The following is a 26,747-nucleotide window of genomic DNA, read 5'->3' as shown; positions in this document are numbered from 1 at the left end:
GGCTTTTTTCTTTTCCGATTGCAGCCGTGCGAAACAGATTCGCTCAGGACTTGAGCAACAGGCGGATGTCGGACGCCAGCGCCTCAGAGCCGCTGCCGTAGCGGTTGTAAAGACGGATACGCCCCTGGCCGTCGAAGATATAGCTGCCGGCGGAATGGTCCATGGTGTAGCTGCCCGGCGTTTTGCCGTCGACCTTTTTGTAATACACCTTGAAGTCCTTGGCGACCTGGGGCAGCTGGTCCAGTGTGGGCCGCAGCGCCACAAAGGTCGGGTCAAAATTGCCCATGTAGGCCTTGAGCAGTTCGGGCGTGTCCCGCTCCGGGTCGACCGTGATGAAGATCGCTTGCAACTTGCTGCCATCGACTCCCAGCAACTGCTTGACCTGTGCCAGCTCAGCCATGGAGGTCGGGCAAACGTCGGGACACTGCGTGAAGCCGAAGAACACCACCACCACCTTGCCGGCAAAGTCTTTCAGCGTGCGCACCTGTCCATTGTGGTCGGCCAGCGTGAAGCCCTGCGCGTAGTCGGCGCCGGTGAGGTCAATGCTCTTGAACTGCGGTTTGTCCGGTGCGCATGCAGTAAAAATGCCTGTGGCGCCCACCGCAAGAGCGCAAGCAGCTATTGTTTTAATAGCAGATCGTCGAACGGATGAGGCAGCCTGCGGCGTGCAGTGGGACTTCATGGTGGGAGCCTAAAGATAGTGGTCAAGCAGCAGCGCTGCGAACAGCACCGAAAGATGAATCAGCGAAAACCGGAAAGTCTTGCGCGCCAGCGCATCGGAGTAATTGCGCCACAGGCGAAAGCCATACCAGCTGAAGCCGATGCTGAGCGCAACAGCGGCAACCAAGTAGGGCCAGCCGCTCATCTTGAAAATAAAGGGCATCAGGCAGGCAGGGAACAACACCAGCGTGTAGAGGAACACTTGCAGCCGGGTGAACTCATTGCCATGGGTCACGGGCAGCATGGGCAGGCCAGACTTGCGGTAGTCTTCCACGCGGTAGAGGGCCAGCGCCCAGAAGTGCGGTGGTGTCCAGAGGAAGATGATCAAAAAGAGGATCAGCGCCTCCGGGCCGACCGAACCCGTCATGGCAGCCCAGCCCAACACCGGCGGCATGGCGCCTGAAGCACCGCCAATCACGATGTTCTGAGGTGTCATCGGTTTGAGGATGACGGTGTAGACCACCGCGTAGCCGATGAAGGTGGCAAAAGTCAGCCACATGGTGAGCGGGTTCACCCATACATAAAGAATCCACGAACCGAGCGCGCACAGTACGGCCGAAAAAGACAGCGTGAGTGGATTGCTGAGCTCGCCCTTGGCGGTGGGCCGCCAGGCGGTGCGCCGCATGCGCGAATCAATCTGCTGCTCGACAAGGCAGTTGAAGGCGGCGGCGGCCCCCGCAACCAGCCAGATGCCGGCGCAGGCGATCAGCGCGAGCCGGACATCCGGCCACGACGGAATACCGGGAACGGCCAGCACCATGCCAATCAAGGCGCAAAACACGATGAGCTGCACCACGCGCGGCTTGGTCAGCGCATAGAACTGCGCGAAACGGGAGGGCGCGCGAGGCAAGGCCGGGGCCGGTGCGGCGGAGGGAGTGCTGGGGTTCATGGGAAGTCGCTAGGCATTCAATTTTGACGCATATGGCGTAGGGGGCCGCTGCGGCTGGAAAAGACCACGCCGCTGAGCACAATGACGAGGGCCGCGGCACCGCCGGTATGCATGACCGCTGCCAGCAAGGGCCAGCCCAGCACGGCGTTGCTGATGCCCGTGGCGGCCTGCAGCAGGATGAGCCCCGCGAGCCAGCGCGCGGAAGTGCGGAATGCCGGAACACGATGAAGGTAAAAGGCCAGCGCAAGGAACACGGCAAACACGAGGTAGGCCACCAGGCGGTGCACATAATGAATCGCGGTGAGCGCCTGGAAGCTGATGTTGGCCCCGTCATGGCCCGCGCCCAGTTCACGCCACAGCGTGAAGCCCTGGCGGAAGTCCATGGCCGGCCACAGCGATCCCTGGCAATCCGGAAAATTAGTGCAAGCCAGCACCGCGTAGTTGGTGCTGACCCAGCCGCCCAGCGCGATCTGCACCCAGAGCAAGGCGAAGGCCACGATCACTGCAAAGCGCAAGCCGGCAGAAAGCGTCGTGGCGTTGACGCCCTGCGCTTGCGCATAACGCACCGCCTGCGCGCGCAACAGGGCTAGCAGAACCAGGCCACCTAGCAGGTGCAGCGTGACGATGGCCGGAAACAACTTCATGGTCACGGTGAGCGCGCCGAACGCACCCTGCAGGCACACCCAGATCAGCGTGACAGCAGGCCACCAGAATGAGACCGGTGCGCGCTTGCGCTCCAGCCAGCTTGTCACCGCGAGCGTAAGAATAAGCACGCCAACGCCGGTCGCCAGATAGCGGTGGATCATCTCGATCCAGGCCTTGGAATGCGTCACGGGGCCGGTCGGCATGGCAGTCTGCGCAGCTTCGATGTGCATCTGGGCGCCGACCGGACTCGCGCTGCCGTAGCAGCCAGGCCAGTCGGGGCAACCCAGACCGGAGTCGGTGAGCCGCGTGAACGCGCCGAAGATCACCAAATCAAATGTGAGGAACAGCGTCACCAGCGTCAGCACCCGCAAACGCTGCGCCACCGGCGCATTCTTGTTGTGCGCCCACACCCAGGCCAAAGGCCCCATCGCGACCACCAGCCCCATGATCATCAGGCGCAGGGCTGGGCTCAGGTCGTAGAGGTTTTGTGGATTCATGTTTAAAGTCAACCACTCACTGCTATGCGCACCGGAATTTCAGGCCAGCATGAGCCGTGGAACCGGCTTTGCCGGGCCACAGGCGGGCGGCCCCCTCGGGGGGCAGCGCATTACACGAAGTGAAAAGCGTGGGGGCCACTATCTGCCTTCCTTGTCCCAGCTGCTCGAGGCGCGCAGCAGGCGCTCCAGGTCGCGCTTGGCCTTGGCCGCTGCGATGACGTCCATGTCGGCCGGGAAACGCATCATCCAGTTGCCGATGGGGTCGACCAGATAGAGATGATCCTCCAGGCGCTGGCCCGCAGCGGGTTCCAGCCACTTCGCGAGTTCGGCTGGCGCCACACGCAGCACCGCCGACGAAGCCAGCGCGGGGAGCAAGGCATCACCCACCGGCGCTTCGTCCACCACCAGCCAGACACGGTCCAGGCGCTCTTTTTCCTTGCCGAGCGACTCGCGCAGCTGGCGCTGGAAATACAGGTTCTGCTCGCACCGCGCACCGCAGGCGCCGCCGGCCACACTGATGAGCAGCCACTGGTCCTTCAGCGCCGTCAGCGTGCCGGCGCGGCCGTCCAGCGAGCGCGTGGCCATCGGCGGCAGCGGACGCTGCGGGTCAATCAACTCACCAAAGTTGCGGCGGCCTTCGGGCCGGATCAGGTAGTAGGTGACGTAAGACGCGATGACCGGTGCCGCGCACACCAGCAGCACGGCCAGCATTTTCCAGCGGCCCGCCACGGTGCTGGGTGCGCGCGTACTGGACTGGTCCAGCACGGGCATGGCATGCACGGTCAGGCCCAGGGGCTGGTCTTGCAGTCCGGCTGCAGCAGCGCGGACGGGAGGAGTATCAGGGGTAGCAGGCGTATCGTTTGTCACGGCAATTGATCGCGGCGTTTGCCGCGCATATGGGTACGAAAAGGAAGGACCAGCTGAAACCAGCCATACAAAAGAACCACCAGACCGCAAAGGCCGAACCACTGGAAGGCATAACCGTAGTGCTTGTCCACGCCCAGGTTGGGCGCGGCCCACTCACGCAGCAGGCCTTCGCTGGGTGCCCCGGTCTGCAGCAATGAGACATCCAGCAGCGGCAGGCCGGTTTGCACCCGGAAAGCAGGCAAGTCGAGATTTTGCCGTATGCGCCCGCTCCCGGTACCCTGGAACTCATAGAGCCTGGAAGGCGGCGGGGCCATACGGCCCTCAACCGTCACGGTGCCTGTCGGGGTTGTGACCTCCGGAAGGCGTGTGCGGTCGGCAAAGTTGCGCGGCACCCAGCCCCGCTGCACCAGGATGGCCTGCTGGCTGCCTTCCAGCACCAGCGGTGTCACCACCACAAAACCCGTCTTGCCGCTCATGGGCCTGTTGTCGAGATACACCGTGTGCTCAGCGCGCCAGCTGCCCTTGAGGGTGGCTGGCCGGTAAATGTTCTCAGCGAGGTTCTGGCTCGCCAGCAGCGAGCGCACCTCCAGCGCGGGCAGCCGGCCTTTGGAATCGACAGCTGCCTGCAGTGCTTCTTTTTGCGCGGCGCGGCGCAGCTGCCATTGCCCCAGCGAAGAGGTCGTGCCGGCCACCACCAGTGCGGCCACCGTGAGAATCCAGAAGCGTGGGGAGTGCAAAGCACGTGTCATGAGCCGATAATCCTGTTCATGACTTACCTGATCGCACTGGCGTTTATCGCCATTTTTGCCAGCCTGGCCTCCGCACTGTTTTTCATGCTCAGGGGCGGCAAGGGCAGTGAAGGCGCCGAAAGCAGCAAACGCAAAAACAGCAACATGGCGCGTGCACTGGCGTTCCGTATCGGGTTTTCTGTGTTGCTGTTTGTTTGCATTCTCATTGCGTGGAAGCTTGGTTATATCCAGCCCACCGGCATCCCTGCTGGTAAATAACAGCCACGCTGAGTGGCGAAATAAATAACAAAGGCCGCATCAAGCGGCCTTTGGTTGAGCGGCCCAGGCCGCGATTGGTTCCAGAGAACCTGTTCACGGTCTAAACGGAGCCGCGTTGGGGTGCAATCGGGATGAGTGGGCCGACCGGGCACGCCGCATGGGCTAATGCCCATGCAAGGGCCTGGGTGGCTCAATCGCCCGACCGCCCAGCCGGCCGGCTGGGCGTCGTGCAGCTGCCCCAATGGGGATGCAAACGCGACCGCGTTTGCGTCACCCCAACCCGGAGGGCAAGCGCATTCTCGGGCGGTCTGCGGCGTTGCGGCGCTTGCCCATAGGTGAACTATGGGCGGCGCACCGCACCTTGGATCCCATCCCGAGAAGGGGCTTGCGCGGCCCCGTTTAGACCGCGAACAGGTTCTTACAGCCAATAAACCAGGATGTAGAGGCCCAGCCACACCACGTCCACAAAGTGCCAGTACCAGGCGGCGCCTTCAAAGCCGAAATGCTTTTCAGGGGTGAAATGGCCTTTTTGCAGGCGCAGCGTGATGAAGAACAGCATCAGCATACCGACGAAAACGTGAAAACCGTGAAAGCCCGTGAGCAGGAAGAAGGTCGAGCCGTACACGCCGGACGACAGCTTCAGGTTCATCTCATGATAGGCATGGAAATACTCGTAGCCTTGCACGAACAGGAAGACCAGGCCGAGCAGCACCGTCGCCCACATAAAGGCAATGGTTCGTGCGCGCTTGCCTTCGATCAAGGCATGGTGGGCGATGGTGATAGTGACACCGGAGCTCAGCAGCAGCGCCGTGTTGACGGTGGGCAAGGAACCCATGATGCTGGCCCAGATGCCGCCGCCTATCACCAGCGGCTTCATGGCCGTGAAGGGCTCAACGATGTCCGCGGGCGACGTCGTAGCGCCGGCCACGATAGAAGGCCAGGCCGCCTTGAAATCAGGCCAGAGCAGCGCGTTTTCCAGGCTGCCCAGTGCAGGCAACGAGTGCGAACGGGCCCACCACAACGCAGTGAAGAACGCACCGAAGAACATGACTTCCGAGAAAATGAACCAGCTCATGCTCCAGCGGAAGGACATGTCGATCTTGCGGCCGTACATGCCGCCTTCGCTTTCGGCGATGGATTGGCTGAACCAGCGGAACAACGTGATCAACCACCACACCATACCGAAGGCCAACGACCATTTTCCCCAGTCGGCGCCATTGATCCACTGACCGGCACCCAAGATGACAAAAAACAGGCCAATAGATGCCATCACCGGATGGCTCGATGGGCTGGGGACGAAGTAGTGGGGGGTTGACCCGTGGGTTGCTGATGACATCGCTCGACTCCTGTTTTTCTCTCGAATTTCCAAATAATCTTTTAACTTGTACCGTGGGGCATTGTGAGGATGCCGCGCTTTAGCGCGCGACCATCCACTTCGCCAGCAGTACCAGGACTGCAACAAACACGACCACGGCAATCAGCCCCACCACAATGATGTGGAGAGGGCTCAAATTCTTCACGTCTTCTTCGTAGTCGCCGCGTGCACGCAGGCCTACAAAGGACCAGGCCACAGCCTTGACCGTGCGCCAAAAAGAGGGTTTGCGGGGGGTTGCGGCCATGCTCATGCGCCTGCCTGTTTTTCAGGTGGCACGGCGGCAGTCGTTGCCTTGGGCGTGACGGGCGCAGCCGGCGTCTTGCCGCCCACTTCAAAGAAGGTGTAGGACAGCGTGATCGTGCTCACGTCTTTCGACAGTTTCGGGTCGATCACGAAGGCCACGGGCCACTGCTTTTTCTCACCGGGCGCCAGGGTGTACTGGCTGAAGCAGAAGCACTCAAGCTTGTTGAAATGCGCACCGGCCTGCGCGGGAGCGTAGCTGGGGATGGCCTGGGCGGACATGGTTCGGTCCTGCACATTCTGGAATTCGTACATCACAGTGGTCAGCTCGCCCGGGTGAACCTGCAGCGTGTTCTGCGCGGGCTTGAAATGCCAGGGGCCGCGCGTGTTCGCATCAAACTCAACCGTGATGGTGCGCGTGCGGTCTACCTGCGTATTGGCCGGCAAATTGGGCGTCGCACCAGGGATCTGGCGGTCAGACAGGGCCAGCACGTTGATGCCGGTCATCTCGCAAATCGCCTTGTAGATGGGCACCAGCGCATAACCGAAGCCGAACATGCCGAGCACGATCACGGCCAGCTTGCCCATCATGTTGAAGTTTTCGCGCTTGAGCCGCATTACGTTGGTACCGCTTTATGCCTGAACTTTGTGCATGGAGTCAGTCAGGCCGGCTCAGCGGGCCAGAAAAATCATCTTGGCCATGAAGCCGGCAAAAAAGACCAGAGCGACCGAAGCCAGTATCAGTGCCAGCTTCAGGTTGCTTTTCTTTTGCTCGGGTGTCATGTGTCGTTACCTGTCAGTTCAATCAGCCGATCACGCGGGTTGCCGAGGCATCCAGCTTGGGCGGTGTTTCATAGGTATGAAAAGGTGCGGGAGAAGGAACTTCCCACTCGAGGCCTTCGGCGCCCTTGCCGCCTTCGTCCACCCAGGGATTCTGCCTAGCAGGTGCGCCCTTGCCGCGCATCGTGGGAACCACAATGAACAGGAAGAAGTACAGCTGGGCAAATCCGAAGAAGAACGCGCCCACGCTGGCCACGGCATTGAAGTCCGCGAACTGCATGGGGTAGTCGGCATAGCGGCGCGGCATGCCGGCCAGGCCCAGGAAGTGCATCGGGAAGAAGGTCACGTTGAAGGAAATCAGCGACCACCAGAAGTGGATCTTGCCGCGGGTTTCGTTGTACATAACGCCGGTCCATTTGGGCGACCAGTAGTAGTAGCCGGCAAACAGGGCATAGAGCGAACCAGCCACCAGCACGTAGTGAAAGTGGGCCACCACGTAGTAGGTGTCCTGCAGCTGCGTGTCGATCGGTGCGACCGAAAGAATCACACCCGTCAGGCCGCCGATGGTGAACACGAAGATGAAGCCCACTGCAAACAGCATGGGGGTTTCAAAGGTCATGGAGCCGCGCCACATCGTGGCGATCCAGTTGAACACCTTCACGCCCGTGGGCACGGCGATCAGCATGGTGGAGTACATGAAGAACAGCTGGCCCGTGACTGGCATGCCGGTGGTGAACATGTGGTGTGCCCACACAACGAAGCTCAGGATGGCGATGGAGCCGGTGGCGTACACCATGGAGGCGTAGCCGAACAGGCGCTTGCGCGAGAAAGCCGGGATGATCTGGCTGATGATGCCGAAGGCCGGCAAGATCATGATGTACACCTCGGGGTGGCCGAAGAACCAGAAGATGTGCTGATACATCACCGGGTCGCCGCCGCCGGCGGGGTTGAAGAAGCTGGTGCCGAAGTGGCGGTCAGTCAGCGTCATGGTGATGGCGCCTGCCAGCACGGGCATCACGGCGATCAGCAGGTAGGCGGTGATCAGCCAGGTCCAGCAGAACATCGGCATTTTCATCAGCGTCATGCCGGGAGCGCGCATATTGAGGATGGTGACGATGATGTTGATCGAGCCCATGATGGAGGAGGCGCCCAGAATGTGCATCGCAAAAATGCCGGCATCCATGGACGGGCCCATTTGCAACGTGAGCGGCGCGTAGAGCGTCCAGCCCGCGGCGGGTGCGCCACCAGGCATGAAGAACGACCCCACCAGCATGATGCCGGCCGGGATCAACAGCCAGAAGCTGAAGTTGTTCATGCGGGCAAAAGCCATGTCGGCCGCGCCGATCTGCAGCGGAATCATCCAGTTCGCAAAACCCACGAAGGCCGGCATGATGGCGCCGAACACCATGATCAGGCCATGCATGGTGGTGAGCTGGTTGAACAGTTCGGGGTTGACCAATTGCAGGCCGGGCTGGAACAGCTCAGCGCGGATCAGCAGGGCCAGCACGCCGCCGAACATCAACATGAAGAAACTGAACAGCAGGTAGAGCGTTCCGATGTCTTTATGGTTGGTCGCGAATACCCAGCGACGCCAGCCCGTCGGGGCATGGTCGTGGTGGTCATCATGCGCGTGGTCGTGATGGTCTAGAACTGCACTCATCTTGGCTTCCTTTGGTGGCTTGTGCCTGTAGCTTGTCTTTTGCGGCCGGCAAAGTCACGCCGGCAAAATGATGGAATCTGCGGGTAACGCCTGAGGCTTACTTGCGAGCCGCCTGTATTTCAGCGGGCTGGACGATCTGGCCGGTCTGGTTGGACCAGTTGTTCTTGGAGTAGCTGATCACGGCTGCGAGGTCGGTGTCACTCAACGCCTTCCACGAAGGCATCGCGCCGCCGGCAGCGCCGTTCAGCACAGTCATGATCTGCTTCTTGTGGTCGGCATCCAGCACGATGGCCGAGCCGTCCAGCGGCTTGATCGGGCCGGCGCCCTTGCCGTTGGCCTGGTGGCAGGCGGCGCAATTGGCGGCGTACACTTTTTCGCCGCGCGCCTTCAGGTCAACCAGCGTCCAGACCTTGGAAGGATCATCCGCCTTGGCTGCGGCTTCCTTGGCCTTGACGGCCACCCACGCGCTGTAATCGGCTGCGGACACAACCTTCACGTGAATGGGCATGTAGGCGTGCTCCTTGCCACAGAGCTCCTGGCACTGGCCGTAGAAGTCGCCGACTTGCTCGGCACGGAACCAGGTGTCACGCACAAAGCCGGGAATCGCGTCCTGCTTAATGCCGAAGGCCGGCACGGCAAAGGCGTGGATCACGTCGCTGGCGGTGGTGATAATGCGGATTTTCTTGTTGACGGGAACGACCAGCGGGTTGTCGACCTTGAGCAGGTAGTTGTCGGGAGCTTCGCCGGCCTTGGGGCCGCCGTTGTCGGACATTTCGCGGTGCGTGTTGTCAAGCGTGGAGACAAAGCCGATGCCTTCGCCTTCGCCCTTGATGTAGTCGTAGCCCCATTTCCACTGGATGCCGGTGGCCTTGATGGTGAGGTCGGCGGCGGTGGTGTCCTTCTGGGCGACCAGCACCTTGGTGGCCGGCAGGGCCATGGCGATCACGATGATGAAGGGGACGATGGTCCAGGCAATTTCAACAGCTGTGGATTCGTGGAAATTGGCTGATTTGTGGCCGACCGACTTGCGATGTTTCAGGATGGAATAGAACATCACCCCGAAAACAGCCACAAAAATCACGAGGCAAATGGCCATCATGAACCAGTGCAGCCATTGCTGCTCGGCGGCGATCTTGGTGGCAGCCGGATGCAGGTTCAGCTGGTTGACGGCAGGGCCGCCCTTCAGGTCGTTGACGGCGTAAGCGGCGGTGCTGACCCAGGCGGCCGCAGATGCCAGAATTGCGCCTGCATGCTGCATGCCAAGCCGTGTCATTTTGCTCATGGTGTTGCTTACGTTCATCGTGATCACTTTTTCTGCTTCAATTACCGACCAAATTAACCGGCTGATTATAAAGTTAGCGGCAAGCCCTCCTGCCGCACCTGAACTGACACAAGTCTTTCAGGAACTGTCAAACACTCCGCAACGCCATGCGAATCTCGCGTGCCAGCGCGGGCCGCAGCTCTGGCCGTACATGCCGCCCGACCTGGACAGACCGCCCCTGCCCGGACACCTCAATCAGAGACCCATCCCCATCCTTGGGCTCGATCCGGACCCATTCGCGGTTGAATTCAGCCCACTCCGTGCGCCCTGCCGTTTCCAGCTCCACCACCAGCCGCTCGCCCTGAAGGACGATTTTTTCACCGTCCCCCGCATGCCGGGCATATGCCACAAAGGCGACGCCCACCGCGACCAGCTCGATCCAGGCAAAAGGCATCACCATGGTGGCGCCTTGCAACCAGAAAAATCCGGCAATACCCAATGAAACACCGCACAAAGACACATACAGCCAGCCCAGTTGGGCCGGTGTGAGTGAACAGTGACGCTTGAGAAGCCACTGCACAGCATCGTGGCTGTAAGCGCCCTGTGCGGGCAAGGTGGCAAAACGAAACGCTGGTGTTGGCTGCAGCATGTGGCAACCCTCAAAAAAACTGCGGTTAACGCCGGGCATTGACCGCATGAGGCTTGGGAACATACCCAAAAATTCAGCTTTGAATTGTAGCCGGGTTTACCTTGCCGCCCCTCCCGAAAACCCGTCGACACCGGGGATTGGGAGCGCCTGCGCAACACCTGTCGGCACCTAGCCGCCGGATCGCTGGCCCTGCAGCATGCTGCGCATATCGGCGACCGACACCGCGCTGAGCGAACTGACCTTGATCCGCGGCGGCGCCTTGAGCGCGTGGCCATAAATGATTTCAAAGGTGAGGCTGAGCCGCCCGTCTTCGCCCCTAACGAGATGGCGGGACAGCGCACTTTCAAGCTGCGCCTTCCAGGCCCGCCCCCTCAGGGCAGGAAACCGCGCCGGGTGAAAATTGCGGCCCAGTTCCCTGATGTCTTCCAGCAGCCGCGCCGGGGTCGCATAGGTGAGGGTGATGCGCTCCATGTCCATCACGGGTTCGGCAAACCCCGTCTGCACCAGCATATCACCCCAGTCATGCATGTCGGTCAGCTCATGGCCGGCCGGCGGCCAGCCCAGTTGCGCATAAACCTCGCGCAACTCCTTCGCGGTATCCGGGCCCAGGCAGGAAAACATCAGGAAACCGTCTACCTTCAGCGTTTGGTGCCAGTGCGCCAGCAGGGCCTGCGGATCGGCCGATTCATGCAGCGCCATGTTGGCCCAGAGCATGTCGGCAGTTCCTGCCGGTGGCACCTCAAAGCGTACGGGATCCGCCAGCCACCGGCGCGGATTCCACCACGGTTTTGCTATATTTTTGATAGCCGCTTGCACTCGTTCGGAGCTGCCCTCAACCACAAAACACCTTGATTTTGGGTATGCCCCGGCCAGTTTTTCCTGCGCCTGGATCCCTCCGCGCAATGCTCCCCAGTGCACCCACGCACGCGGCTGCAGCTTGATCCACTGCAACCGGTCCATCATGCGCCGCGCCACTTCTTCATGAAGCCACGGTGAGGCCAGCGGAGCGGTGCGGTCCCAGCGGCTGACGGCGATCGGGTCAAGCGTGGGTGGGCGCTGTGTAGGGGTCATGGAAGGAGCAAAGAGGGCAAGGGAGCGCGGAGGCCAGCCAAGGCAAGCAGGGAAGGTACGCGAGTATATTGACACGGTGTTCACACGTCTGCTTGCTCCCGCCGCATTCCTGTCTTGGCCGACCGGCCGCTCCGGCGGCGTCCCAGGCCTGGCCAGCCAGTGCGCTGTATGCCGCAGTTGGCCGGCGCGCCAGGTGTGCGCCGCCTGCGTGGCCCGGTTTGCCTTGGCCGTCCCGCGTTGCCCCCGCTGCGCTCTCGCCTTGCCCGGTGACCTTTCCATGGGCCTTCGGGTTGGGCCGCAGCCGTGCGGCGCCTGTGTCAGCCACCCGCCACCGCTGGACGGCGCCTTTGCCGCGGTGCACTATGCCTACCCCTGGTCCGCCTTGATTGCGGGCTACAAATTCGGCGAGCAGCACGGCTGGGCCGCTTTTTTTGCCAACCTGCTGGCCCAGTCGCCAGGCATAGCCGGGCTCATGGCAGAACTGGCCCCCGGCGACTGGATCGTTCCGGTGCCGCTGTCGGCGGAGCGCCTGCAGGTGCGCGGCTTCAACCAGGCCTGGGAGTTGTGTGTGGCACTGGCCCGGCAAACACGCACAGAGGGCCAAACCGATGCCAGGCTGCTGCTGCGGGTAAAGCACACGCGCCCGCAAAGCCAGCTCAAACGCAAGGACCGGCTGGCCAACGTCAAGGGTGCTTTCCAGGTGGATCCGCTGCGCACGGCGGAACTGCAGGGACGGCGCGTGGTGCTGGTGGATGACGTGATGACCAGCGGCGCCTCGCTGTATACGGCCGCACAGTCCTTGCGGGATGCGGGCGCTGCACGCGTTAGCGCCGTTGTCCTTGCGCGAACTCAATAGCCCCCACGGTCGCTCACTGCGTGTAGCCTGCGGCTTCTCCCTGCCCCTTTCATCACGAGAGGGCCGCTGCGCCTGCGGTCTGGCAAAGCCAGTCTCGCGGCCCCTGCTGGTACAAAGCCCACACCCGGTTCCGGTCACCCGCAGGGATCGGAAACGGAAAGGCTCGCGACTCGACAGAAAACCTGCGTCCGCCGCACGACAATCCAGTCATGTTCAATATTGTTCTGGTCGAACCTGAGATCCCCCCCAACACCGGCAACGTCATCCGCCTGGCGGCCAATACGGGCTGCCGCTTGCACCTGGTGGAACCGCTGGGGTTTTCGATGGACGACAAACACATGCGCCGGGCGGGGCTCGATTACCACGAGTACGCCCAGGTGCTGCGGCATGTCAGCTGGCAAGCCTTCCTTGAAAGTGAGCAACCACCCTCTGGCAGGCTCTTTGCCATGACCACACACGGCTCCGGCAGCGTCTACGACGCGCACTTCCTGCCTGGCGACTGGCTGGTTTTCGGCGCCGAAACCCGCGGCCTGGCGCCGGAGTTACGTGAATCCTTTGCGCCACCGCAGCGCCTCAAAGTGCCCATGCTGCCGGGCCAGCGCAGCCTGAACCTCTCCAATACCGTGGCCGTTACCGTGTTTGAGGCCTGGCGGCAAAACGGGTTTTCAGGGTCGCCCGGCATGCCCGGATGAGACATATGTCCGCTTTTGCCAACCTTTGGACCAGCGCCCCTTGCCAGGACCTAAGTAAAAACCCTAAACTCCAATCCTTCAAGCCTAAAGTTCTCGCTGCAGGCCCGAACGTGCGGATTGCCACTACCCGGCCTTTCCTGCGTTATCCCTTCCCACCGCCCAGTCCACAAGACTGGAAGGAAAAACACAGTGAATATGGTCATCCAGCGTATTTTCGGCAACAGCACGTCCCGTCTTTCCAGCACCGCCAAAGCAGCCAACCGGCTCTCGGTCGAGCAGATCCAGGAAAGCCTGCGCACCCTTTTGCATGATTGTGAAGATCCGCGCACCCCGCGGGTGATCTACAAGATCAACCTGGCCAAAACGCCCTCCGACCTGTGGCTGCTGCGCAGCGACCTGCACCAATGCATCGCACATGCGCATTCCCAGACGGAAGCTGCCGAACGCATCAATGGCCTGATCGGTGTTTTTGAGGGCTGGCTGCCGGCCAGCCAGCTGACGCGCATCTAGCGCCAGCGGCGCGTTCAAGGGTATCGCCGCACCAGCGATTCCGCCACGCAAACCGGCTTGGGCGAACCTTCGCGTTCCACAGTCACTTCCCAGGTCATCTGCATGCCGTCGTTGTCAATGACCTGGGCCGCCAGCAGTTTCATGCGTGCCCGCAGACGGCTGCCGACGGGCACCGGCGCGGTAAATCGCACCTTGTTGAGCCCGTAATTCACGCCCATGCGCGAGCCGGTAATCTCAAACGACGACTCGAAAAAACGCGGCAGCAGTGACAAGGTCAGGAACCCATGGGCGATCGGCCCGCCGAACGGGCCGGCCGCCGCCTTTTCAGGGTCCACATGAATCCACTGGTGGTCGCCCGTCGCTTCGGCAAACAGGTTGACCTGTTGCTGCGTGATGGTGATCCAGTCGCTGACGGCGACTTCCTGGCCGGTGCAGGCGGCCAGGTCGGCCAGGGTTTCAAAGGTTTTCATGCCGCCACTGTAGCGACACGTAGGGGCGCGGCATGTCGGCTCAGCGACAAACCGGCGCGATGCTCAGAGGTTCAGCGGTCAAGCCACCGGCAGATGCCCTGCCACTGTTCCATGTCTTTTTCAACACGGCTGGGTGCCACGTCAAACACCGTCAGCCCCCGCGCGGCCAGGTGAATGTAGTTCTGCGTGTCGCGCAGGTAACCCAGCACCGGCAAACCCAGCCCTTCAACGAAACTGCGCAGCTTGTCGGCGGCAATCGTGCGTGAATCCACGCGCATGCCGACAATACCCACCTGCATCTTGCCGGCGTGCTTGTGTTCGGCCAGCTGGTCCAGGAAGGTGCGCGTGGCAAAGATGTCGAAGACGCTGGGCTGCAGCGGCACGATGACCTTGTCGGCCAGCTTCAAGACATCGTTAAAGCGCGAGCCGTGCAACCCGCCGGGCGTGTCGAGCACCACATGCGTCGTGCCCTTGGGGGGTTTGACGATCAGGTCCGCATTCACATCCCAGGTGGCAATCGGCCGGGCGGCGGGCGGCCGCAGCCCCAGCCACAACCGTGAAGACTGCTGCCGGTCGGCGTCTCCCAGCATGACCGCATGGCCCTGGCTGGCAAAGTATCCGGCAACGTTGGTGGCCAACGTCGTTTTGCCGACGCCCCCCTTCGGATTGGCGATCACAACCACGGGCATGCGAATCTCCTCGGTTTGGAACTTGTCGTTCCTGGGAACTCTTGGTCTTGCTTTTCCGCTATGGTAACGGCATGGACACAGTTCTCACAACCACTGATAAATCGGCGGGCAACACGGCAAATCCAGATATTTATGTCATTGCGGCCCATCCCGCCTGGCGCGAATCACGGGTCAACCGCCCACTGATGGAGGCCGCGAAGGCCCTGCCCCGTGTCCAGGTGCAGGATCTGTACTCGAGCTATCCCGACTACGCCATCGACGTGCCCAAAGAGCAGGCTGCCCTGGAACGCGCGCAACTGGTGGTGCTGCTCCACCCCATGCATTGGTACTCGATGCCCGCTCTGCAAAAGCTCTGGCTGGACGACGTGCTCACCTACGGCTGGGCCTACGGCGAAGGTGAGGAGGAAGGCGCAAAGGGCCGGGCACTGCAGGGCAAGGACCTGTGGCTGGTCGCCACCACAGGCGGCCCTGAAACGTCCTATCACCCACAAGGCTACAACCGCTACTTTTTTGATGCCTTCCTGCCGCCGTACGAGCAAAGCGCCGCGCTGTGCGGCATGCGTTTTTTGCCGCCTCTGGTGTTGCACGGCGCCCACAGCGTTGACAGGCAAACCGTTGCCGATCACATCGCAACCTTCCGCCAGCGCCTGCAAAGCTACCCCGACTGGCCTGAACTGGAAGACCTGGAGCAATGCGCCGCCTGCGTGGTTCCCATGAAGGATCGGCCAGTGGAGCACACTGACCATGTCAAAGCCGAGAGCCAATTTTCCGCCGGGCCGCCCCAAGGAAAACTAGCCCCTATTGATAGTGAAAGGGGCAGCGTAACGCCGAAGGCACACGAAGTGAAAAGCGTGGGGGCCCGATAACTATGGAGCATGCACCCGCCTGGCTGACCAACAGCTTCATCTACCTGGCCGCCGCCGTCATTGCCGTGCCCCTGGCCAAAAAACTCGGCCTCGGCTCCATCATCGGCTACCTCGCCGCCGGCATCGCCATAGGCCCCTGGGGCCTGGGCCTGGTTACCAATGTGCAGGACATCCTTCACTTCGCCGAGTTTGGCGTGGTGTTGATGCTGTTCCTGGTGGGGCTGGAGCTGGAGCCCAAACGCCTGTGGAATTTACGCCGCCCTATCTTCGGCTGGGGCAGTGCCCAGGTGCTGGGGTGCGCCGCCCTGCTCACGGGCGTCGCGATGGCATTCGGCGTGAGCTGGCAAATAGCGCTCGTGGCCGGCCTCGGGCTGGCGCTGTCGTCCACCGCCATCGCGCTGCAGGCCATCGGCGAGCGCCACCTGATGCCGACATCGAGCGGCCAGGCGGGGTTTTCCATCCTGCTGTTCCAGGACGTGGCGGCCATCCCGATTCTCGCGCTGTTGCCCCTGTTGGGTGCAATCGGTGGAGAAAATGAGGCTGTAGCGCACACCAGTCGTGCACTGGAGGCTATCAAAATCGTAGCAGCCATCGCCGGCATCATCCTGGGCGGCCGCCTGTTGCTGCGGCCCCTGCTGCGCTGGATCGCCAACAGCGGCACACCCGAAATTTTCACCGCAGCCTCGCTGCTGCTGGTGGTGGGCATTGCGGCGCTGATGCAGTTCGTCGGCCTGTCGATGGCCCTGGGCGCTTTTCTGGCGGGTGTGCTGCTGGCGGAAAGTGAATACCGCCGCGAACTCGAAACCGATATCGAGCCTTTCAAGGGCCTGCTGCTGGGCCTCTTCTTCATTGCCGTCGGCATGAGCATCGACTTTGGCGTGCTCTGGAAGTCGCCCGGGCTGATGGCCGCCATTCTGGTGGGCTTCCTCGGCCTGAAACTGGTCGTGATCTACGGCCTGGCGCGCCTCATGAAGCTGCCTTTCCAGGAACGCCCGGTGTTCGCGGTGCTGCTGGCGCAGGGCGGCGAGTTCGCCTTCGTGGTGTTCCAGGCAGCAGCCGGGGCGCATGTGTTTTCCGCTGAGATCGCCTCACTGCTGATCGGCGCGGTGGCGCTGTCCATGCTGCTGAGCCCGCTGCTGCTGGTGGCCGTCGACAAGCTGCTGCTGCCGCGCTGGGCCGGCTGCGACACGCCGCAACTCGAAGAGATTTCCGAGCAGCAGGAGGCGCCCATCATCATTGCCGGTTTTGGCCGCTACGGCCAGATCATCGGCCGCATGCTGCTGGCCCAGGGCATTCCGGCCACCGTGCTGGACCACGACGCGGAAATGGTCGAAACCGTGCGGGCTTTCGGCTACCGGGTGTTTTATGGCGATGCGACGCGGCTGGACCTGTTGCGCACGGCCGGCGCGGCCACAGCCAAAATCCTGGTGTTGTCGGTCGACGACATGGAGCAATCGCTCAAGATCGTCGACCTGGCGCGCGAGCATTTTCCGCAGATGCAGATCGTCGCCCGCGCGCGTGACGTGACGCACTGGAACGCGCTGCGTGACCGCGGCGTGATGCAGGTGGAACGTGAGGTGTTCGAGTCCAGCCTGCGCAGCGCGCGCACGGTGCTGGAACTGCTGGGCCAGCCGCCGCACGAAGCGCGCCAGGCAGCCATGCGCTTTCGCCGGCACAACCTGGAGCTGTTCGAACGCATGTACCCGCACCGCAAGGACCGCACCAAGGTCATCGCCGTGGCCACCCAGGGGCGTTTACAACTGGAAGAGCAACTGGCCCAAGAGCGCCAGCAACAGGCACAGCGCCGGCCTGCTGCCTGGCACGCCCAGGAATCCGAATAAAAAAAGGCGCCAGCCCTTTAACAACAAGCGCGAGCAGCTATTGATTTTATAGCGCTCGCCTGTCCAGGGATATTGAACGGTGATTACCGGTTCGACTGTTGCTCGGCGTCACGCCGCCGCTGCTCCATGGCACGCCGCTCCACACAAACCGGGTGCTGGGCGAAGCCCGGCTTGGCACATTGCTCAGACATGCAGATCTGGAAACCAAGGAGGATGCGCCCTTCACAGGCCTGCCGCGGATTGCCGGCCACCGCCTGCGGCGCCGGTGTGGCAGCGTGGTCAGTCGCCGCAGGGGAAGGGGTAGCAACGGATTTGGGCTGAACCTGTTTGGCCTGCCGTTCTTTTTCCAATGCGGCTTTTCGGGTGGCGGCCGCAGCCGCAAGCGCCGCCCTGGAGGCCGCAGACAGGGGTGCCCGCGCCACAGAAGAGGAAGCAGCCGAGGCCGCAGGCTGGGCCTGCGCAGCTTGCACTGTGGTTGCGGGTGCAGCAGGCGCTGCAGACACCACGGGCGAAGTGGAAGCTGCCGGCGTGGCCATCGCCGTGCCGGGCGCTGCCTTGGCCGCGATATTGGCCGGCATGGCAGACGGGGCGGCAGGGGCCCCGCGGCCAGAAAGGGATTTCCATCCAAGGCCGATCACGGCCAGCGCCACCAGGCCCGCCAGACCCCACACCAGGTAGCGGTAGGGTACAGGTGAAGCTGCCTTTGCAGGTGCCGTTGCGACCCCGGGCGACGCCAGGGGGCTGCGCCGCCGTGCCGATTTTGACTTTATCGGCGGCCGTGCGGCGTCGTTGTTATTCGCGGCTGGGCCCATGGCGGGAATTGTGGCTGCACCCTGCGTTGGCCGCCCGCTGGCAGGCTCAGGTGCTGCCGGGCTCACGGGTGCCTCGCTGAACACGGTCTCCGGCCAGTCGGTGGATGCGTCATGCGCTTCCTGGTCCGGCTGAGCCGCCGCAGCGACCACCGGTGTCCCCAGGCGCGTGGCATCCGGGTCATCGGCGGCGGGTTTCACCGGCACATGAGGCGGCAAAGGTGCCTTGGCTGCCGCCTCTTCAAGGGCCTTCCAGGCCATGTCGGTGTCGGTCCCGGAGGCGGATACGCTGGCCGGCGCTGGAGGGGCTGGCGGGGCTGGTTGTGTATCGGGACGCGGAACAATCAGCGTTCCGGTACCCAGGCGCCGGCCGATGTCCGAGTCGTCTGCGCCAGGCACGCCGAGTTTTTTGAGACGGCGGCGCGCCAGGTCGGCATAGATACCCGACGGGAACTTGGCCAGAAAGCCCTGGATGTCTTCCACATCCATGGACTCCTTGATGTCTTTCCAGTAGACGAGCTCGAGCTCCTGCGTCACGACCGAGATGTTGGCGCTGGTGCCCGACGGCTGGTCAACCAGCGCTTCGCCGGACAGCATGGTGGAAGTCCAGGTTGAATTGCTGCCGGGCCCGGGCGCCACGGCGGACGGAACCACCGAGATATCGGGCGCCTCGCGTGCTGCGGCCTGCAGCGCGGCAAGGAACTCCTGCGCGCTGGCATAACGCTGGTCGCGCGATTTGGCCAGGGCCTTGGCCACCACGGCATCCAGAGCAGCGGGCAAACGGGCATTGAACGCACCCGGCATGACCGGGGTATGCCCGACGATCTGCTGGATGGTGGCGAAGTCGGTGTCGCCGTCAAACGGCCGCTTCCCGGTAAGTAACTGATACAGCACGATGCCGGCAGCAAACAGGTCTGCGCGGGCATCAATCGGCCGGCCCTGCACCTGCTCGGGCGACATGTATTTCAGCGTTCCGACCATGGAACCCTGCGTACGGGTCGCTTCGCCGGAATCCTGGATGCGCGCCACACCGAAGTCGGTGAGCTTGACACGTCCGCTCGTCTCGATCAGCAGGTTGGCCGGTTTGATGTCGCGGTGGACGATGCTTTGCCTGTGCGCGTAATCCAGCGCCGAAAGCAGGTCGCCCATGATGCCCAAGGTTTGCTCCAGGGTGTAGAGGTTGCCCTTGTCCAGGTGGTGCTTGAGGTCGTCGCCGTCGACGAATTCCATGACCAGGAAGGCAATGTCGCCGTCACGGTCGGAGTCATAAACGCTGACGATGTGGGGATGCTGCAGGCGCGCCGCAGACCGGGCCTCGGTGCGAAAACGCACTTCGTACTCTGCGGCGGCTTCTTCCGACAGATTTTCGACCTTGATGGTCTTGATCGCCACGCGGCGGTCAAGGTTGGGATCCCGCCCCTCATACACCAGCCCCATCGCCCCCTTGCCGAGGACGCGGATGAGATCGTAACGGCCAAGTTTCTTGAGACTCATGAGGGAATTGAAATGGACGTAACAGGCGGAAACCGTGCTGCGGGCCTGAGGGGGACGCCTACGTCTTGAAACAAAAAACGATTCTAGCCTGCATCATGCAGCGAAAAAGGTCCGGAATACCCCCTCCTCCGCGGATCAGGTCCTGATGGAAAACGTGACAAGCGGGGCATTTTCGTCGGTACGCTCGCAGCCAGGCACGATCTGGCCGCTGCCAACCAGGTAGCACTCGGTGCGCCGCAGCACCACCGCCTCACTCTGGTTGCCCAGGTACACCCAGGTTCCGTAGCTGGAAGCGTCCGTCAATACAAAATGCCCGCCACGCCATTCGAGGGTGGCATGCATGCGCGAAACACGGGGGTCGTTCAAGGTCAGCGCCGCATCGGCGGCCCGGCCCAGCGCCAGCTTGCTGCTTTTCGAATCCAGCCTGACGGTCTGTTCCGCAAAAATAAGCTCAAGGAAGGCCTGGCTGGGTGAAGAGAACATCGAGCGCCCGGCCATGGTGGCATCCTCGTCGCGGCCAGCCTGCCATTCGACCCGGTAAACATGGCTGGCTTCAGCCCTGCCGCGAAGGTACATGGGGCCCATGCTGCGCAGGGATGCCCTTTGGGCGGGCAACAGGGCGGTCCAGACGTTTTCGGTCGTGAGGATCTGGGCGGCACCCGCAAGGTCTGCGAGCCGGGCAGCGGAATTGACGGTGTCACCGAAACAGTCGCCGTCGATTTCAACCACTTCACCCGACTCGATACCCATCTGCATCTGTACCGGGGTGCCGCTGCCGCCCGGCTTGATCGGTTTTTCCTGAAGGCGCTTCTGGATGCTGATGCAGGCCGACAGCGCGTCACCCTCATTGGGAAACACCACAAAGAGGCCATCGCCCAGCAACTTGACCACGCGCCCCTGGTGTTGCTGGAACACCTGGCTCAGTACGCCGATGAGTTGGGTCACGAAGTGCGATGCCGTTTCATCGCCCAGCCGTTCGAACATGCTGGTGCTGCCCACAAGATCTGCAAAAACGACGGTAGTCATGAAGGGCGTTAGCCGCGGTGCGCGCTTCTTGTTCTCATGGCAGAGATTCTCACAGAAATTCGCAGTGAAGAGGCCGGTGAAATTCCCGGGCTCCCCGCAAGAACCCAGCGGATACGCCGGGTTTCACGGGCTGCAGTAGACGGGAAAGGGAAATACCGGTAAAGCAATTGGAGGGCGGCATCAGAACCTGCGCCGCCTGCTTCATGCCTTTTAACGAAAAGCATCCCAAAGCAGCTTGCACCCGGTCAGCAGCATGCCGACATACAGCAGACGGTAGAAAAGCACCGGGCTGATGCTCCGGGCCATGCGCACGCCTATCCACACGCCCAGTGGCGCCAGCGGCAGCAAAACCAGCGAAGTCGCCATGTTGCGCAGGTCCAGCAGGCCCAGCCAGGCATACGGAATCCACTTGGAAAGGTTGATGACAAAAAAGAAGGCGGCCATGGTGGCCGTGAACTTCACCGGGCTCAGGCGCATGGGAATCACATAGGCGCTCAGGGGCGGCCCACCTGCGTGAGACACAAAGCTCGTGAAGCCCGAGGTCACCGTCAGGATGGCGCCCAGCCACTTCGGCGGCGGCGGGCTGTCGGGCCGGGGCGGGAACAACAGGCGCTGCGCCAAAAACAACAAGGTGAATATTCCCACCACCCCGGCCACAACCCTGGCGTCCAGCACCTTGAACAACAGTGCCCCCACCACGGTCCCCACCAAACCAAAAGGAATCAGGAATTTCAGAAACTTCACATCGAAGTCCCGGCGAAAAGCCGCCAGCCCCAGCAAGTCCATCAGCAGCAGGACGGGCATCAGGATGGCCGCCGCCTGGGGCACCGTGACGGCCAGCGCCATGACGGGAACCGCAAGAGACCCGAAGCCGGCCCCAAAACCACTTTTGCTGATGCCCAGCATCAGCACGGCAGGAATCGCCACCGCATAGAAAAAGGGGTTGGTGATCAGCGGGAAATCCATGGATTTATGTGAAAAACATCGGTTACCCAGAAGGGACGGGCGCAAGCAGCTATTAAAACAATAGCAGACTGGAACCGAGGATGTATTTCACCACAGGCCGTCCATGCAATGGCGATTGCCTCAGGCACCCCCGTGCGCGAGGGGATGCCAGCCACGGTTTGGGCTAGACACGCTCCAGAATCACCGCGATGCCCTGTCCCACGCCAATGCACATGGTGGCCAGCGCATAACGCCCGCCGCCCCTGTGCAGCTGGTTGACGGCCGTGGTCGCCAGCCGCGCGCCCGAGGCGCCCAGCGGGTGGCCCAGCGCGATCGCGCCGCCGTTGGGGTTGACGCGCGGGTCGTCGTCCTCCACGCCCAGCATGCGCAGCACGGCCAGGCCTTGCGCGGCGAAGGCTTCGTTGAGTTCGATCACGTCCATCTGCGCCATCGTGAGGCCGGTGAGCGCCAGCACTTTTTGTGTGGCCGGGGCAGGGCCGATGCCCATGATGCGCGGCGCCACACCGGCAGTGGCCATGCCGACCACGCGTGCCTTGGGCGTAAGGCCGTTTTTGGCGGCAGTGGCTTCGTCGGCCAGCAGCAACGCGCAGGCGCCGTCATTCACGCCGCTGGCGTTGCCGGCGGTCACCGTGCCATCAGGGCGCACCACACCCTTGAGCTTGGTCAGCGCTTCGAGTGAGGTTTCACGCGGGTGTTCATCCTTGCTCACCACAATGGGGTCGCCCTTCTTCTGGGCAATCGTCACCGGCGTGATTTCAGCGTCGAAGTAGCCTGCCTTCTGCGCGGCCACGGCCTTGAGCTGGCTGGCCAGCGCCATCTTGTCCTGGTCTTCGCGGCTGATCTTGTAGTCGGTCGCCACGTTCTCGGCGGTTTCCGGCATGGCATCAACGCCGTATTTTTCTTTCATCAGCTTGTTGATGAAACGCCAGCCAATGGTGGTGTCATACACCGCGTTTGCGCGGCTGAAGGCGCTCTCGGCCTTGGGCATGACAAAGGGCGCGCGGCTCATGCTCTCAACGCCGCCGGCGATCATCAGGGTGGCCTCGCCCGACTTGATGGCACGCGCGGCGCTGCCCAAGGCATCCAGGCCCGAGCCGCACAGGCGGTTGATGGTGGCGCCCGGCACGTCCATGGGCAGGCCCGCCAGCAAGGCGGCCATGCGTGCCACGTTGCGATTGTCTTCCCCGGCCTGGTTGGCGCAGCCGTAGAGCACATCCGTGACGGCCTGCCAATCCACGTTCGGGTTGCGCGCCATCAGCGCCTTGATCGGGATCGCGCCCAGGTCGTCGGTGCGCACACTGCTGAGGGCACCGCCGTAGCGGCCGAAAGGGGTGCGGATGGCGTCGCAGATAAAAGCTTGGGTCATGGTGTGTGCTTTGAAAGAAGTGAGATCAACGATCAGCCGCCGCAATCGGCAGGCCCACCAGTTTTTCAAGTTCGGCGTGCTTGAGGCCTTCGACGGTGTCGATCAGCTTCAGGCCCTGTGGCGTGCACTCCAGCGTGGCGATATCGGAGTACACGCGCTTGACGCAGGCGATGCCGGTCAGCGGATAGGTGCATTGCTGCACCAGCTTGCTGGCGCCCTGCTTGGTCAGCAAATCCATCATCACCCAGGTTTGCCGCGCGCCTATGGCCAGGTCCATGGCGCCACCTACTGCGGGAATCGCACCTGGCTCGCCGGTGCTCCAGTTGGCCAGGTCGCCCGTGGCCGAGACCTGAAACGCGCCCAGTACGCAGATGTCGAGGTGGCCCCCGCGCATCATCGCGAAACTGTCGGCATGGTGGAAGAAGGAGCCACCCTTGAGCAGCGTCACCGGCTGCTTGCCGGCGTTGATCAGGTCGTAATCTTCCTCGCCTTCGGCAGGCGCAGGCCCCATGCCGAGAATGCCGTTTTCGCTTTGGAGAATAACCTCGCGCCCGGCCGGCAAATGGTTGGCCACCAGCGTGGGCTGGCCGATGCCGAGGTTGACGACGGCCCCGTCAAAAATGTCCTGTGCGACGCGGGCTGCAAGCTGGTCTTTGGTGCGGCGTTGGTAGGTCATGGTCATGCCGCCTTCTTGAAGCCGCCAGCCTGGGTGGCGGTGCGCGGGATTTGAACGATGTGATGTATGAAGATGCCCGGCGTCACGACGGCTTCGGGGTCCAGCGCGCCGAGCTCGACGATCTCGTGCACAGTGGCAATCGTCTTTTTTGACGCGGTCGCCATCACTGGGCCGAAATTACGCGCGGCCATGCGGTAAGTGAGGTTGCCCCAGCGGTCACCGCGCTCAGCCTTGATGAGGGCTACATCGCCGTGGATCGGCATCTCGAGCACATACTGCTTGCCGTTGATTTCGCGGGTTTCTTTAGCGCTGCCGTCGGCGTTGCGTGCCAGCTCGGTGCCGTACCCTGTGGGGCAGAAGAAGGCGCCTATGCCGGCGCCGGCAGCGCGGATGCGCTCGGCCAGGTTGCCTTGGGGCACCAGTTCGAGTTCCAGTTTGCCGCTGCGGTAGAGGCCGTCAAACACCTGGCTGTCGGCTTGACGCGGGAAGCTGCAGATGATCTTGCGCACGCGCCCGGCCTTGAGCAGAGCCGCCAGGCCCGTTTCGGCATTGCCCGCGTTGTTGTTCACCACCGTCAGGTCTTTGGCGCCCTGCTCAATCAGGCCATCGATCAGCTCGTTGGGGATACCGGCGGTGCCGAATCCACCTATCAGCACGGTTGAGCCGTCTTTCACATCCGCCAGCGCGTCGGCGACGGAGGCGGCAATTTTGTTGATCATTAAAAAGTCTCCAGCTGCGGGCGGTTTGCAGAAATTACCACGCCATCGCCTAAATGTTGTTCGACATAAGAACAAGAGTTCGTATAATGAATTCTAGGAGATTTTGATCACCATGGCAAACGCCGCATCCACGCCCATTGCCGGCCCGAAGCCCGGAGACGCCTACGTCCAGTCGTTTGCGCGTGGGCTGGAGGTCATACGCTCGTTCAACACCGAAGCACCGCGGCAAACGCTGACCGAAGTGGCGGGGCGCAGTGGCTTGAGCCGTGCGGGCGCCCGCCGCATTTTGCTGACGCTGGAGACGCTGGGCTACGTGCACAACGACGGCAAGCTGTTCAGCCTCACGCCGCGCATCCTGGACCTGGGCTTTGCCTATCTCTCCTCGATGCCGATCTGGAACCTGGCTGAGCCGGTGATGGAAGCGCTGGTTGCAGAGGTCAAGGAGTCGTGTTCGGCCGCGGCGCTGGACGGCACGGACATCGTCTACGTGCTGCGTGTGCCGACGCACAAGATCATGAGCATCAGCCTGGGCGTGGGCTCACGCCTGCCGGCTTACTGCACGTCGATGGGGCGGATGCTGCTGTCGGCCCTGCCTGAGGCCGAAATCATGAAATGCCTGCAGGCCTCAGAGCTGACGGCGCGCACCAAGTACACCGTGACCGACATCAAGGAGCTGATGGCCAAGGTCGCGCAAGTCCGCAAGCAGGGGTGGTCGCTGGTGAATCAGGAGCTGGAGGAAGGACTGGTGTCGATGGCGGCGCCCATCACCAACAGGGCTGGTCAAACAGTGGCGGCGCTCAATATCAGCGGCCAGGCCAACCGCACCAGCGCCAAAGCCATGCAGGAAACGATGCTGCAGCAACTGCTGGCGGCGGCACAGGCAATCTCGCGCATGTTGATCTAGACACACCCCCGTCCAAGCTCACTGCGTGTAGCTTGTTCCCCCCTCGAGGGGGCGGCGCCTGCGGCCCGGCAAAGCCGGTTCCGCGGCCCCTGCTGGGGTGGGACGGAGCGTGGGGCTATGACTTTTTAAAGCCAACGACCAGGACTACTGCGCCCAGCACGATGGCCCCCAGGCTGAGCCACTGGGGAATGTTGACGGACTCTTTTTCTTTCACGGTCAGCTGGATGGGGCCGAGCTTGGCGGCGGTCGTGTCTTTGGTGAAGCTGAAGCCGCCGGTGAAGAAACCGGCCAGGCCCAAAACGATCAGGACAATGCCTGTGATGCGTGCTGCGTTCATGTGAAATCTCCTCGCCGGGCTTGTGGATGGTTGTGGAATGGCCTTACCCCGGAACTGCGCCACCGTGCCTCGTAATGTAGGCAGGAGCAGGAAAACTGTCTGTAGGACGCAACCAGCGAGCGCTGTGGCCCAAGCGCTGATAAGCAAACCATCACGCCGGCAACGGGAACCGCCTGCGTGATAACCTTTCACCATGTTCACGCCCTCTCAAGCCGACGTACGCCGGTTTTTCTGCTCTGTTTATGCCAAAGCCCTCGCCGGACAACCGATGGAAGCTATCGAAACCATAGCAAGCCAATGGATCGAAGAGCATCCCGAATACCATGCGGACTTTGCCGACGCCGACAGCGCGCTCGAAAAAATGTACGACGTGGAAGCCGGCAAGACCAACCCGTTTCTGCACCTGTCCATGCATTTGTCGATCAGCGAGCAATGCTCCATCGACCAGCCGCGCGGCATTCGCCAGGCCGTCGAACTGCTGACGGCCAAACGCAACTCGCTGCACGATGCGCACCACGAAACCATGGACTGCCTGGGGCAGATGGTCTGGGAAAGTCAGCGGGCCGGACGGCCACCCGACGGCGCGGCGTATATCGACTGCGTGCAACGCAGAGCGACCTCGGACTAAAGCGCCACCGTCGCCCGGTGCTTAAAACTTGTTTACGATCTAAACGAAGCCGCGTTGGGGTGCAATCGGGATGAGTGGGCCGCCCGGGCACGCCGCATGGGCTCATGCCCATGCAAGGGCTCGGGTGGCTCAATCGCCCGATTTCACCCCAACCCCGGGGGGGCAAGCGCCTTCTCGGGCGGTCTGCGGCGTTGCGGCGCTTGCCCATAGCCGGGCTATGGGCAGCGCGCCGCGCCT

Annotated in this window: 30 protein-coding genes; 8 read left to right on the top strand and 22 right to left on the bottom strand. The window is 62.4% G+C overall.

The genetic code is table 11. The annotated features are described in order from the left end of the window. Positions 1-43: 43 nt before the first annotated feature. The 5 genes from AC1DYR_RS18620 to AC1DYR_RS18600 form a co-directional block, all read right to left on the bottom strand. Complete coding sequence (locus AC1DYR_RS18620; protein ID WP_477706403.1) at positions 44-682, bottom strand: SCO family protein; 639 nt, start codon at positions 680-682, stop codon at positions 44-46. A 9-nt stretch (positions 683-691) separates the two neighbouring features. After that, complete coding sequence (cyoE, locus tag AC1DYR_RS18615) at positions 692-1,609, bottom strand: heme o synthase (protein WP_477706402.1); 918 nt, start codon at positions 1,607-1,609, stop codon at positions 692-694. Between the two features lie 17 nt (positions 1,610-1,626). Beyond that, positions 1,627-2,751, bottom strand: a complete 1,125-nt coding sequence (locus tag AC1DYR_RS18610) for a COX15/CtaA family protein (RefSeq protein WP_477706401.1) — start codon at positions 2,749-2,751, stop codon at positions 1,627-1,629. A gap of 138 nt (positions 2,752-2,889) precedes the next feature. Further along, positions 2,890-3,522, bottom strand: coding sequence for a hypothetical protein (locus AC1DYR_RS18605; protein ID WP_477706460.1), 633 nt, complete (start codon positions 3,520-3,522; stop codon positions 2,890-2,892). 92 nt (positions 3,523-3,614) lie between these two features. Next, positions 3,615-4,367, bottom strand: coding sequence for an SURF1 family protein (locus AC1DYR_RS18600; RefSeq protein ID WP_477706400.1), 753 nt, complete (start codon positions 4,365-4,367; stop codon positions 3,615-3,617). Positions 4,368-4,385: 18 nt separating this feature from the next. Here AC1DYR_RS18600 and AC1DYR_RS18595 point away from each other — a divergent pair, with 18 nt between their 5' ends. Continuing rightward, positions 4,386-4,625 (top strand): twin transmembrane helix small protein, encoded by a 240-nt coding sequence (locus AC1DYR_RS18595; protein ID WP_457282216.1) that lies wholly within the window; start codon positions 4,386-4,388, stop codon positions 4,623-4,625. 418 nt (positions 4,626-5,043) lie between these two features. Here the strand turns inward: AC1DYR_RS18595 and AC1DYR_RS18590 are convergent, their stop codons facing one another. The 8 genes from AC1DYR_RS18590 to AC1DYR_RS18555 all read right to left on the bottom strand — a co-directional run bounded on the left by AC1DYR_RS18590 (position 5,044) and on the right by AC1DYR_RS18555 (position 11,661). Further along, on the bottom strand, positions 5,044-5,961 hold the full coding sequence (locus AC1DYR_RS18590) for a cytochrome c oxidase subunit 3 (RefSeq protein WP_477706399.1): 918 nt from the start codon (positions 5,959-5,961) through the stop codon (positions 5,044-5,046). A gap of 79 nt (positions 5,962-6,040) precedes the next feature. Then, positions 6,041-6,244: a DUF2970 domain-containing protein gene (locus AC1DYR_RS18585; protein ID WP_457282218.1), complete on the bottom strand. Its 204-nt coding sequence runs from the start codon at positions 6,242-6,244 to the stop codon at positions 6,041-6,043. A 2-nt stretch (positions 6,245-6,246) separates the two neighbouring features. Next, on the bottom strand, positions 6,247-6,858 hold the full coding sequence (locus AC1DYR_RS18580) for a cytochrome c oxidase assembly protein (protein WP_477666770.1): 612 nt from the start codon (positions 6,856-6,858) through the stop codon (positions 6,247-6,249). Positions 6,859-6,912: 54 nt separating this feature from the next. After that, entirely contained in the window at positions 6,913-7,023 is a 111-nt protein-coding gene (locus AC1DYR_RS18575; RefSeq protein ID WP_228778598.1) for a cytochrome oxidase small assembly protein, read from the bottom strand. A 22-nt stretch (positions 7,024-7,045) separates the two neighbouring features. Next, on the bottom strand, positions 7,046-8,680 hold the full coding sequence (gene ctaD / locus AC1DYR_RS18570; RefSeq protein ID WP_477706398.1) for a cytochrome c oxidase subunit I: 1,635 nt from the start codon (positions 8,678-8,680) through the stop codon (positions 7,046-7,048). Positions 8,681-8,777: 97 nt separating this feature from the next. Next, a complete protein-coding gene (coxB, locus tag AC1DYR_RS18565; protein WP_477706459.1) occupies positions 8,778-9,938 on the bottom strand; it encodes a cytochrome c oxidase subunit II in 1,161 nt (386 codons plus the stop codon). A gap of 151 nt (positions 9,939-10,089) precedes the next feature. Next, complete coding sequence (locus AC1DYR_RS18560) at positions 10,090-10,590, bottom strand: DUF2244 domain-containing protein (RefSeq protein ID WP_477706397.1); 501 nt, start codon at positions 10,588-10,590, stop codon at positions 10,090-10,092. Positions 10,591-10,758: 168 nt separating this feature from the next. After that, positions 10,759-11,661, bottom strand: coding sequence for a biotin synthase (locus AC1DYR_RS18555; protein ID WP_477706396.1), 903 nt, complete (start codon positions 11,659-11,661; stop codon positions 10,759-10,761). A gap of 277 nt (positions 11,662-11,938) precedes the next feature. Between AC1DYR_RS18555 and AC1DYR_RS18550 the strand changes: the two genes are divergently transcribed. The 3 genes from AC1DYR_RS18550 to AC1DYR_RS18540 all read left to right on the top strand — a co-directional run bounded on the left by AC1DYR_RS18550 (position 11,939) and on the right by AC1DYR_RS18540 (position 13,719). After that, positions 11,939-12,517: a ComF family protein gene (locus AC1DYR_RS18550; RefSeq protein ID WP_477706395.1), complete on the top strand. Its 579-nt coding sequence runs from the start codon at positions 11,939-11,941 to the stop codon at positions 12,515-12,517. Positions 12,518-12,726: 209 nt separating this feature from the next. Continuing rightward, the gene (locus AC1DYR_RS18545) at positions 12,727-13,209 is read left to right on the top strand and encodes a tRNA (cytidine(34)-2'-O)-methyltransferase (RefSeq protein ID WP_477706394.1); all 483 of its coding nucleotides are present in this window, start codon (positions 12,727-12,729) and stop codon (positions 13,207-13,209) included. A gap of 189 nt (positions 13,210-13,398) precedes the next feature. Further along, positions 13,399-13,719, top strand: coding sequence for a hypothetical protein (locus AC1DYR_RS18540; RefSeq protein ID WP_457282225.1), 321 nt, complete (start codon positions 13,399-13,401; stop codon positions 13,717-13,719). 14 nt (positions 13,720-13,733) lie between these two features. On the opposite strand, the gene AC1DYR_RS18535 is transcribed toward AC1DYR_RS18540, so the two are convergent. Both AC1DYR_RS18535 and AC1DYR_RS18530 read right to left on the bottom strand, forming a co-directional pair. Further along, positions 13,734-14,189, bottom strand: coding sequence for a MaoC family dehydratase (locus tag AC1DYR_RS18535; RefSeq protein ID WP_477706393.1), 456 nt, complete (start codon positions 14,187-14,189; stop codon positions 13,734-13,736). Positions 14,190-14,260: 71 nt separating this feature from the next. Next, on the bottom strand, positions 14,261-14,878 hold the full coding sequence (locus AC1DYR_RS18530; protein WP_457282227.1) for a nucleotide-binding protein: 618 nt from the start codon (positions 14,876-14,878) through the stop codon (positions 14,261-14,263). A gap of 71 nt (positions 14,879-14,949) precedes the next feature. On the opposite strand from AC1DYR_RS18530, the gene kefF reads away from it, so the two are divergent. Together kefF and kefC are read left to right on the top strand one after the other, a co-directional pair. After that, complete coding sequence (gene kefF, locus AC1DYR_RS18525; protein WP_477706392.1) at positions 14,950-15,744, top strand: glutathione-regulated potassium-efflux system oxidoreductase KefF; 795 nt, start codon at positions 14,950-14,952, stop codon at positions 15,742-15,744. Between the two features lie 2 nt (positions 15,745-15,746). Beyond that, a complete protein-coding gene (kefC, locus tag AC1DYR_RS18520) occupies positions 15,747-17,585 on the top strand; it encodes a glutathione-regulated potassium-efflux system protein KefC (protein ID WP_477706391.1) in 1,839 nt (612 codons plus the stop codon). Positions 17,586-17,668: 83 nt separating this feature from the next. Here kefC and AC1DYR_RS18515 read toward each other — a convergent pair whose 3' ends face one another. From AC1DYR_RS18515 to AC1DYR_RS18490, 6 genes are all read right to left on the bottom strand, one after another. Then, positions 17,669-19,888 (bottom strand): serine/threonine-protein kinase, encoded by a 2,220-nt coding sequence (locus AC1DYR_RS18515; RefSeq protein WP_477706390.1) that lies wholly within the window; start codon positions 19,886-19,888, stop codon positions 17,669-17,671. Positions 19,889-20,023: 135 nt separating this feature from the next. Continuing rightward, the gene (locus AC1DYR_RS18510; protein ID WP_477706389.1) at positions 20,024-20,914 is read right to left on the bottom strand and encodes an adenylate/guanylate cyclase domain-containing protein; all 891 of its coding nucleotides are present in this window, start codon (positions 20,912-20,914) and stop codon (positions 20,024-20,026) included. A 210-nt stretch (positions 20,915-21,124) separates the two neighbouring features. Next, positions 21,125-21,880, bottom strand: a complete 756-nt coding sequence (locus tag AC1DYR_RS18505) for a sulfite exporter TauE/SafE family protein (protein WP_477706388.1) — start codon at positions 21,878-21,880, stop codon at positions 21,125-21,127. A gap of 163 nt (positions 21,881-22,043) precedes the next feature. Next, positions 22,044-23,246: a 3-oxoadipyl-CoA thiolase gene (gene pcaF, locus AC1DYR_RS18500; protein WP_477706387.1), complete on the bottom strand. Its 1,203-nt coding sequence runs from the start codon at positions 23,244-23,246 to the stop codon at positions 22,044-22,046. A 25-nt stretch (positions 23,247-23,271) separates the two neighbouring features. Further along, positions 23,272-23,928 carry a 3-oxoacid CoA-transferase subunit B gene (locus AC1DYR_RS18495; protein ID WP_477706386.1) on the bottom strand — a complete coding sequence of 219 codons (657 nt, stop codon included), beginning with the start codon at positions 23,926-23,928 and terminating at the stop codon, positions 23,272-23,274. Then, positions 23,925-24,641 (bottom strand): 3-oxoacid CoA-transferase subunit A, encoded by a 717-nt coding sequence (locus AC1DYR_RS18490; protein ID WP_477706385.1) that lies wholly within the window; start codon positions 24,639-24,641, stop codon positions 23,925-23,927. The genes AC1DYR_RS18495 and AC1DYR_RS18490 overlap by 4 nt, the downstream gene beginning before the upstream one ends. Before the next feature lie 112 nt (positions 24,642-24,753). Between AC1DYR_RS18490 and AC1DYR_RS18485 the strand changes: the two genes are divergently transcribed. Further along, on the top strand, positions 24,754-25,545 hold the full coding sequence (locus tag AC1DYR_RS18485) for an IclR family transcriptional regulator domain-containing protein (protein WP_477706384.1): 792 nt from the start codon (positions 24,754-24,756) through the stop codon (positions 25,543-25,545). Between the two features lie 115 nt (positions 25,546-25,660). Here AC1DYR_RS18485 and AC1DYR_RS18480 read toward each other — a convergent pair whose 3' ends face one another. Beyond that, positions 25,661-25,882 (bottom strand): hypothetical protein, encoded by a 222-nt coding sequence (locus tag AC1DYR_RS18480; protein ID WP_436156572.1) that lies wholly within the window; start codon positions 25,880-25,882, stop codon positions 25,661-25,663. Between the two features lie 193 nt (positions 25,883-26,075). Between AC1DYR_RS18480 and AC1DYR_RS18475 the strand changes: the two genes are divergently transcribed. Beyond that, positions 26,076-26,510 carry a DUF1841 family protein gene (locus tag AC1DYR_RS18475; RefSeq protein WP_477706383.1) on the top strand — a complete coding sequence of 145 codons (435 nt, stop codon included), beginning with the start codon at positions 26,076-26,078 and terminating at the stop codon, positions 26,508-26,510. The last annotated feature ends 237 nt before the right edge of the window (positions 26,511-26,747 follow it).

The sequence above is a fragment of the Polaromonas sp. P1_F9 genome (genome assembly GCF_056405615.1).
Note: the sequence above shows the minus strand (reverse complement) of the source record. Positions and strands in the feature narration are given on the sequence as shown.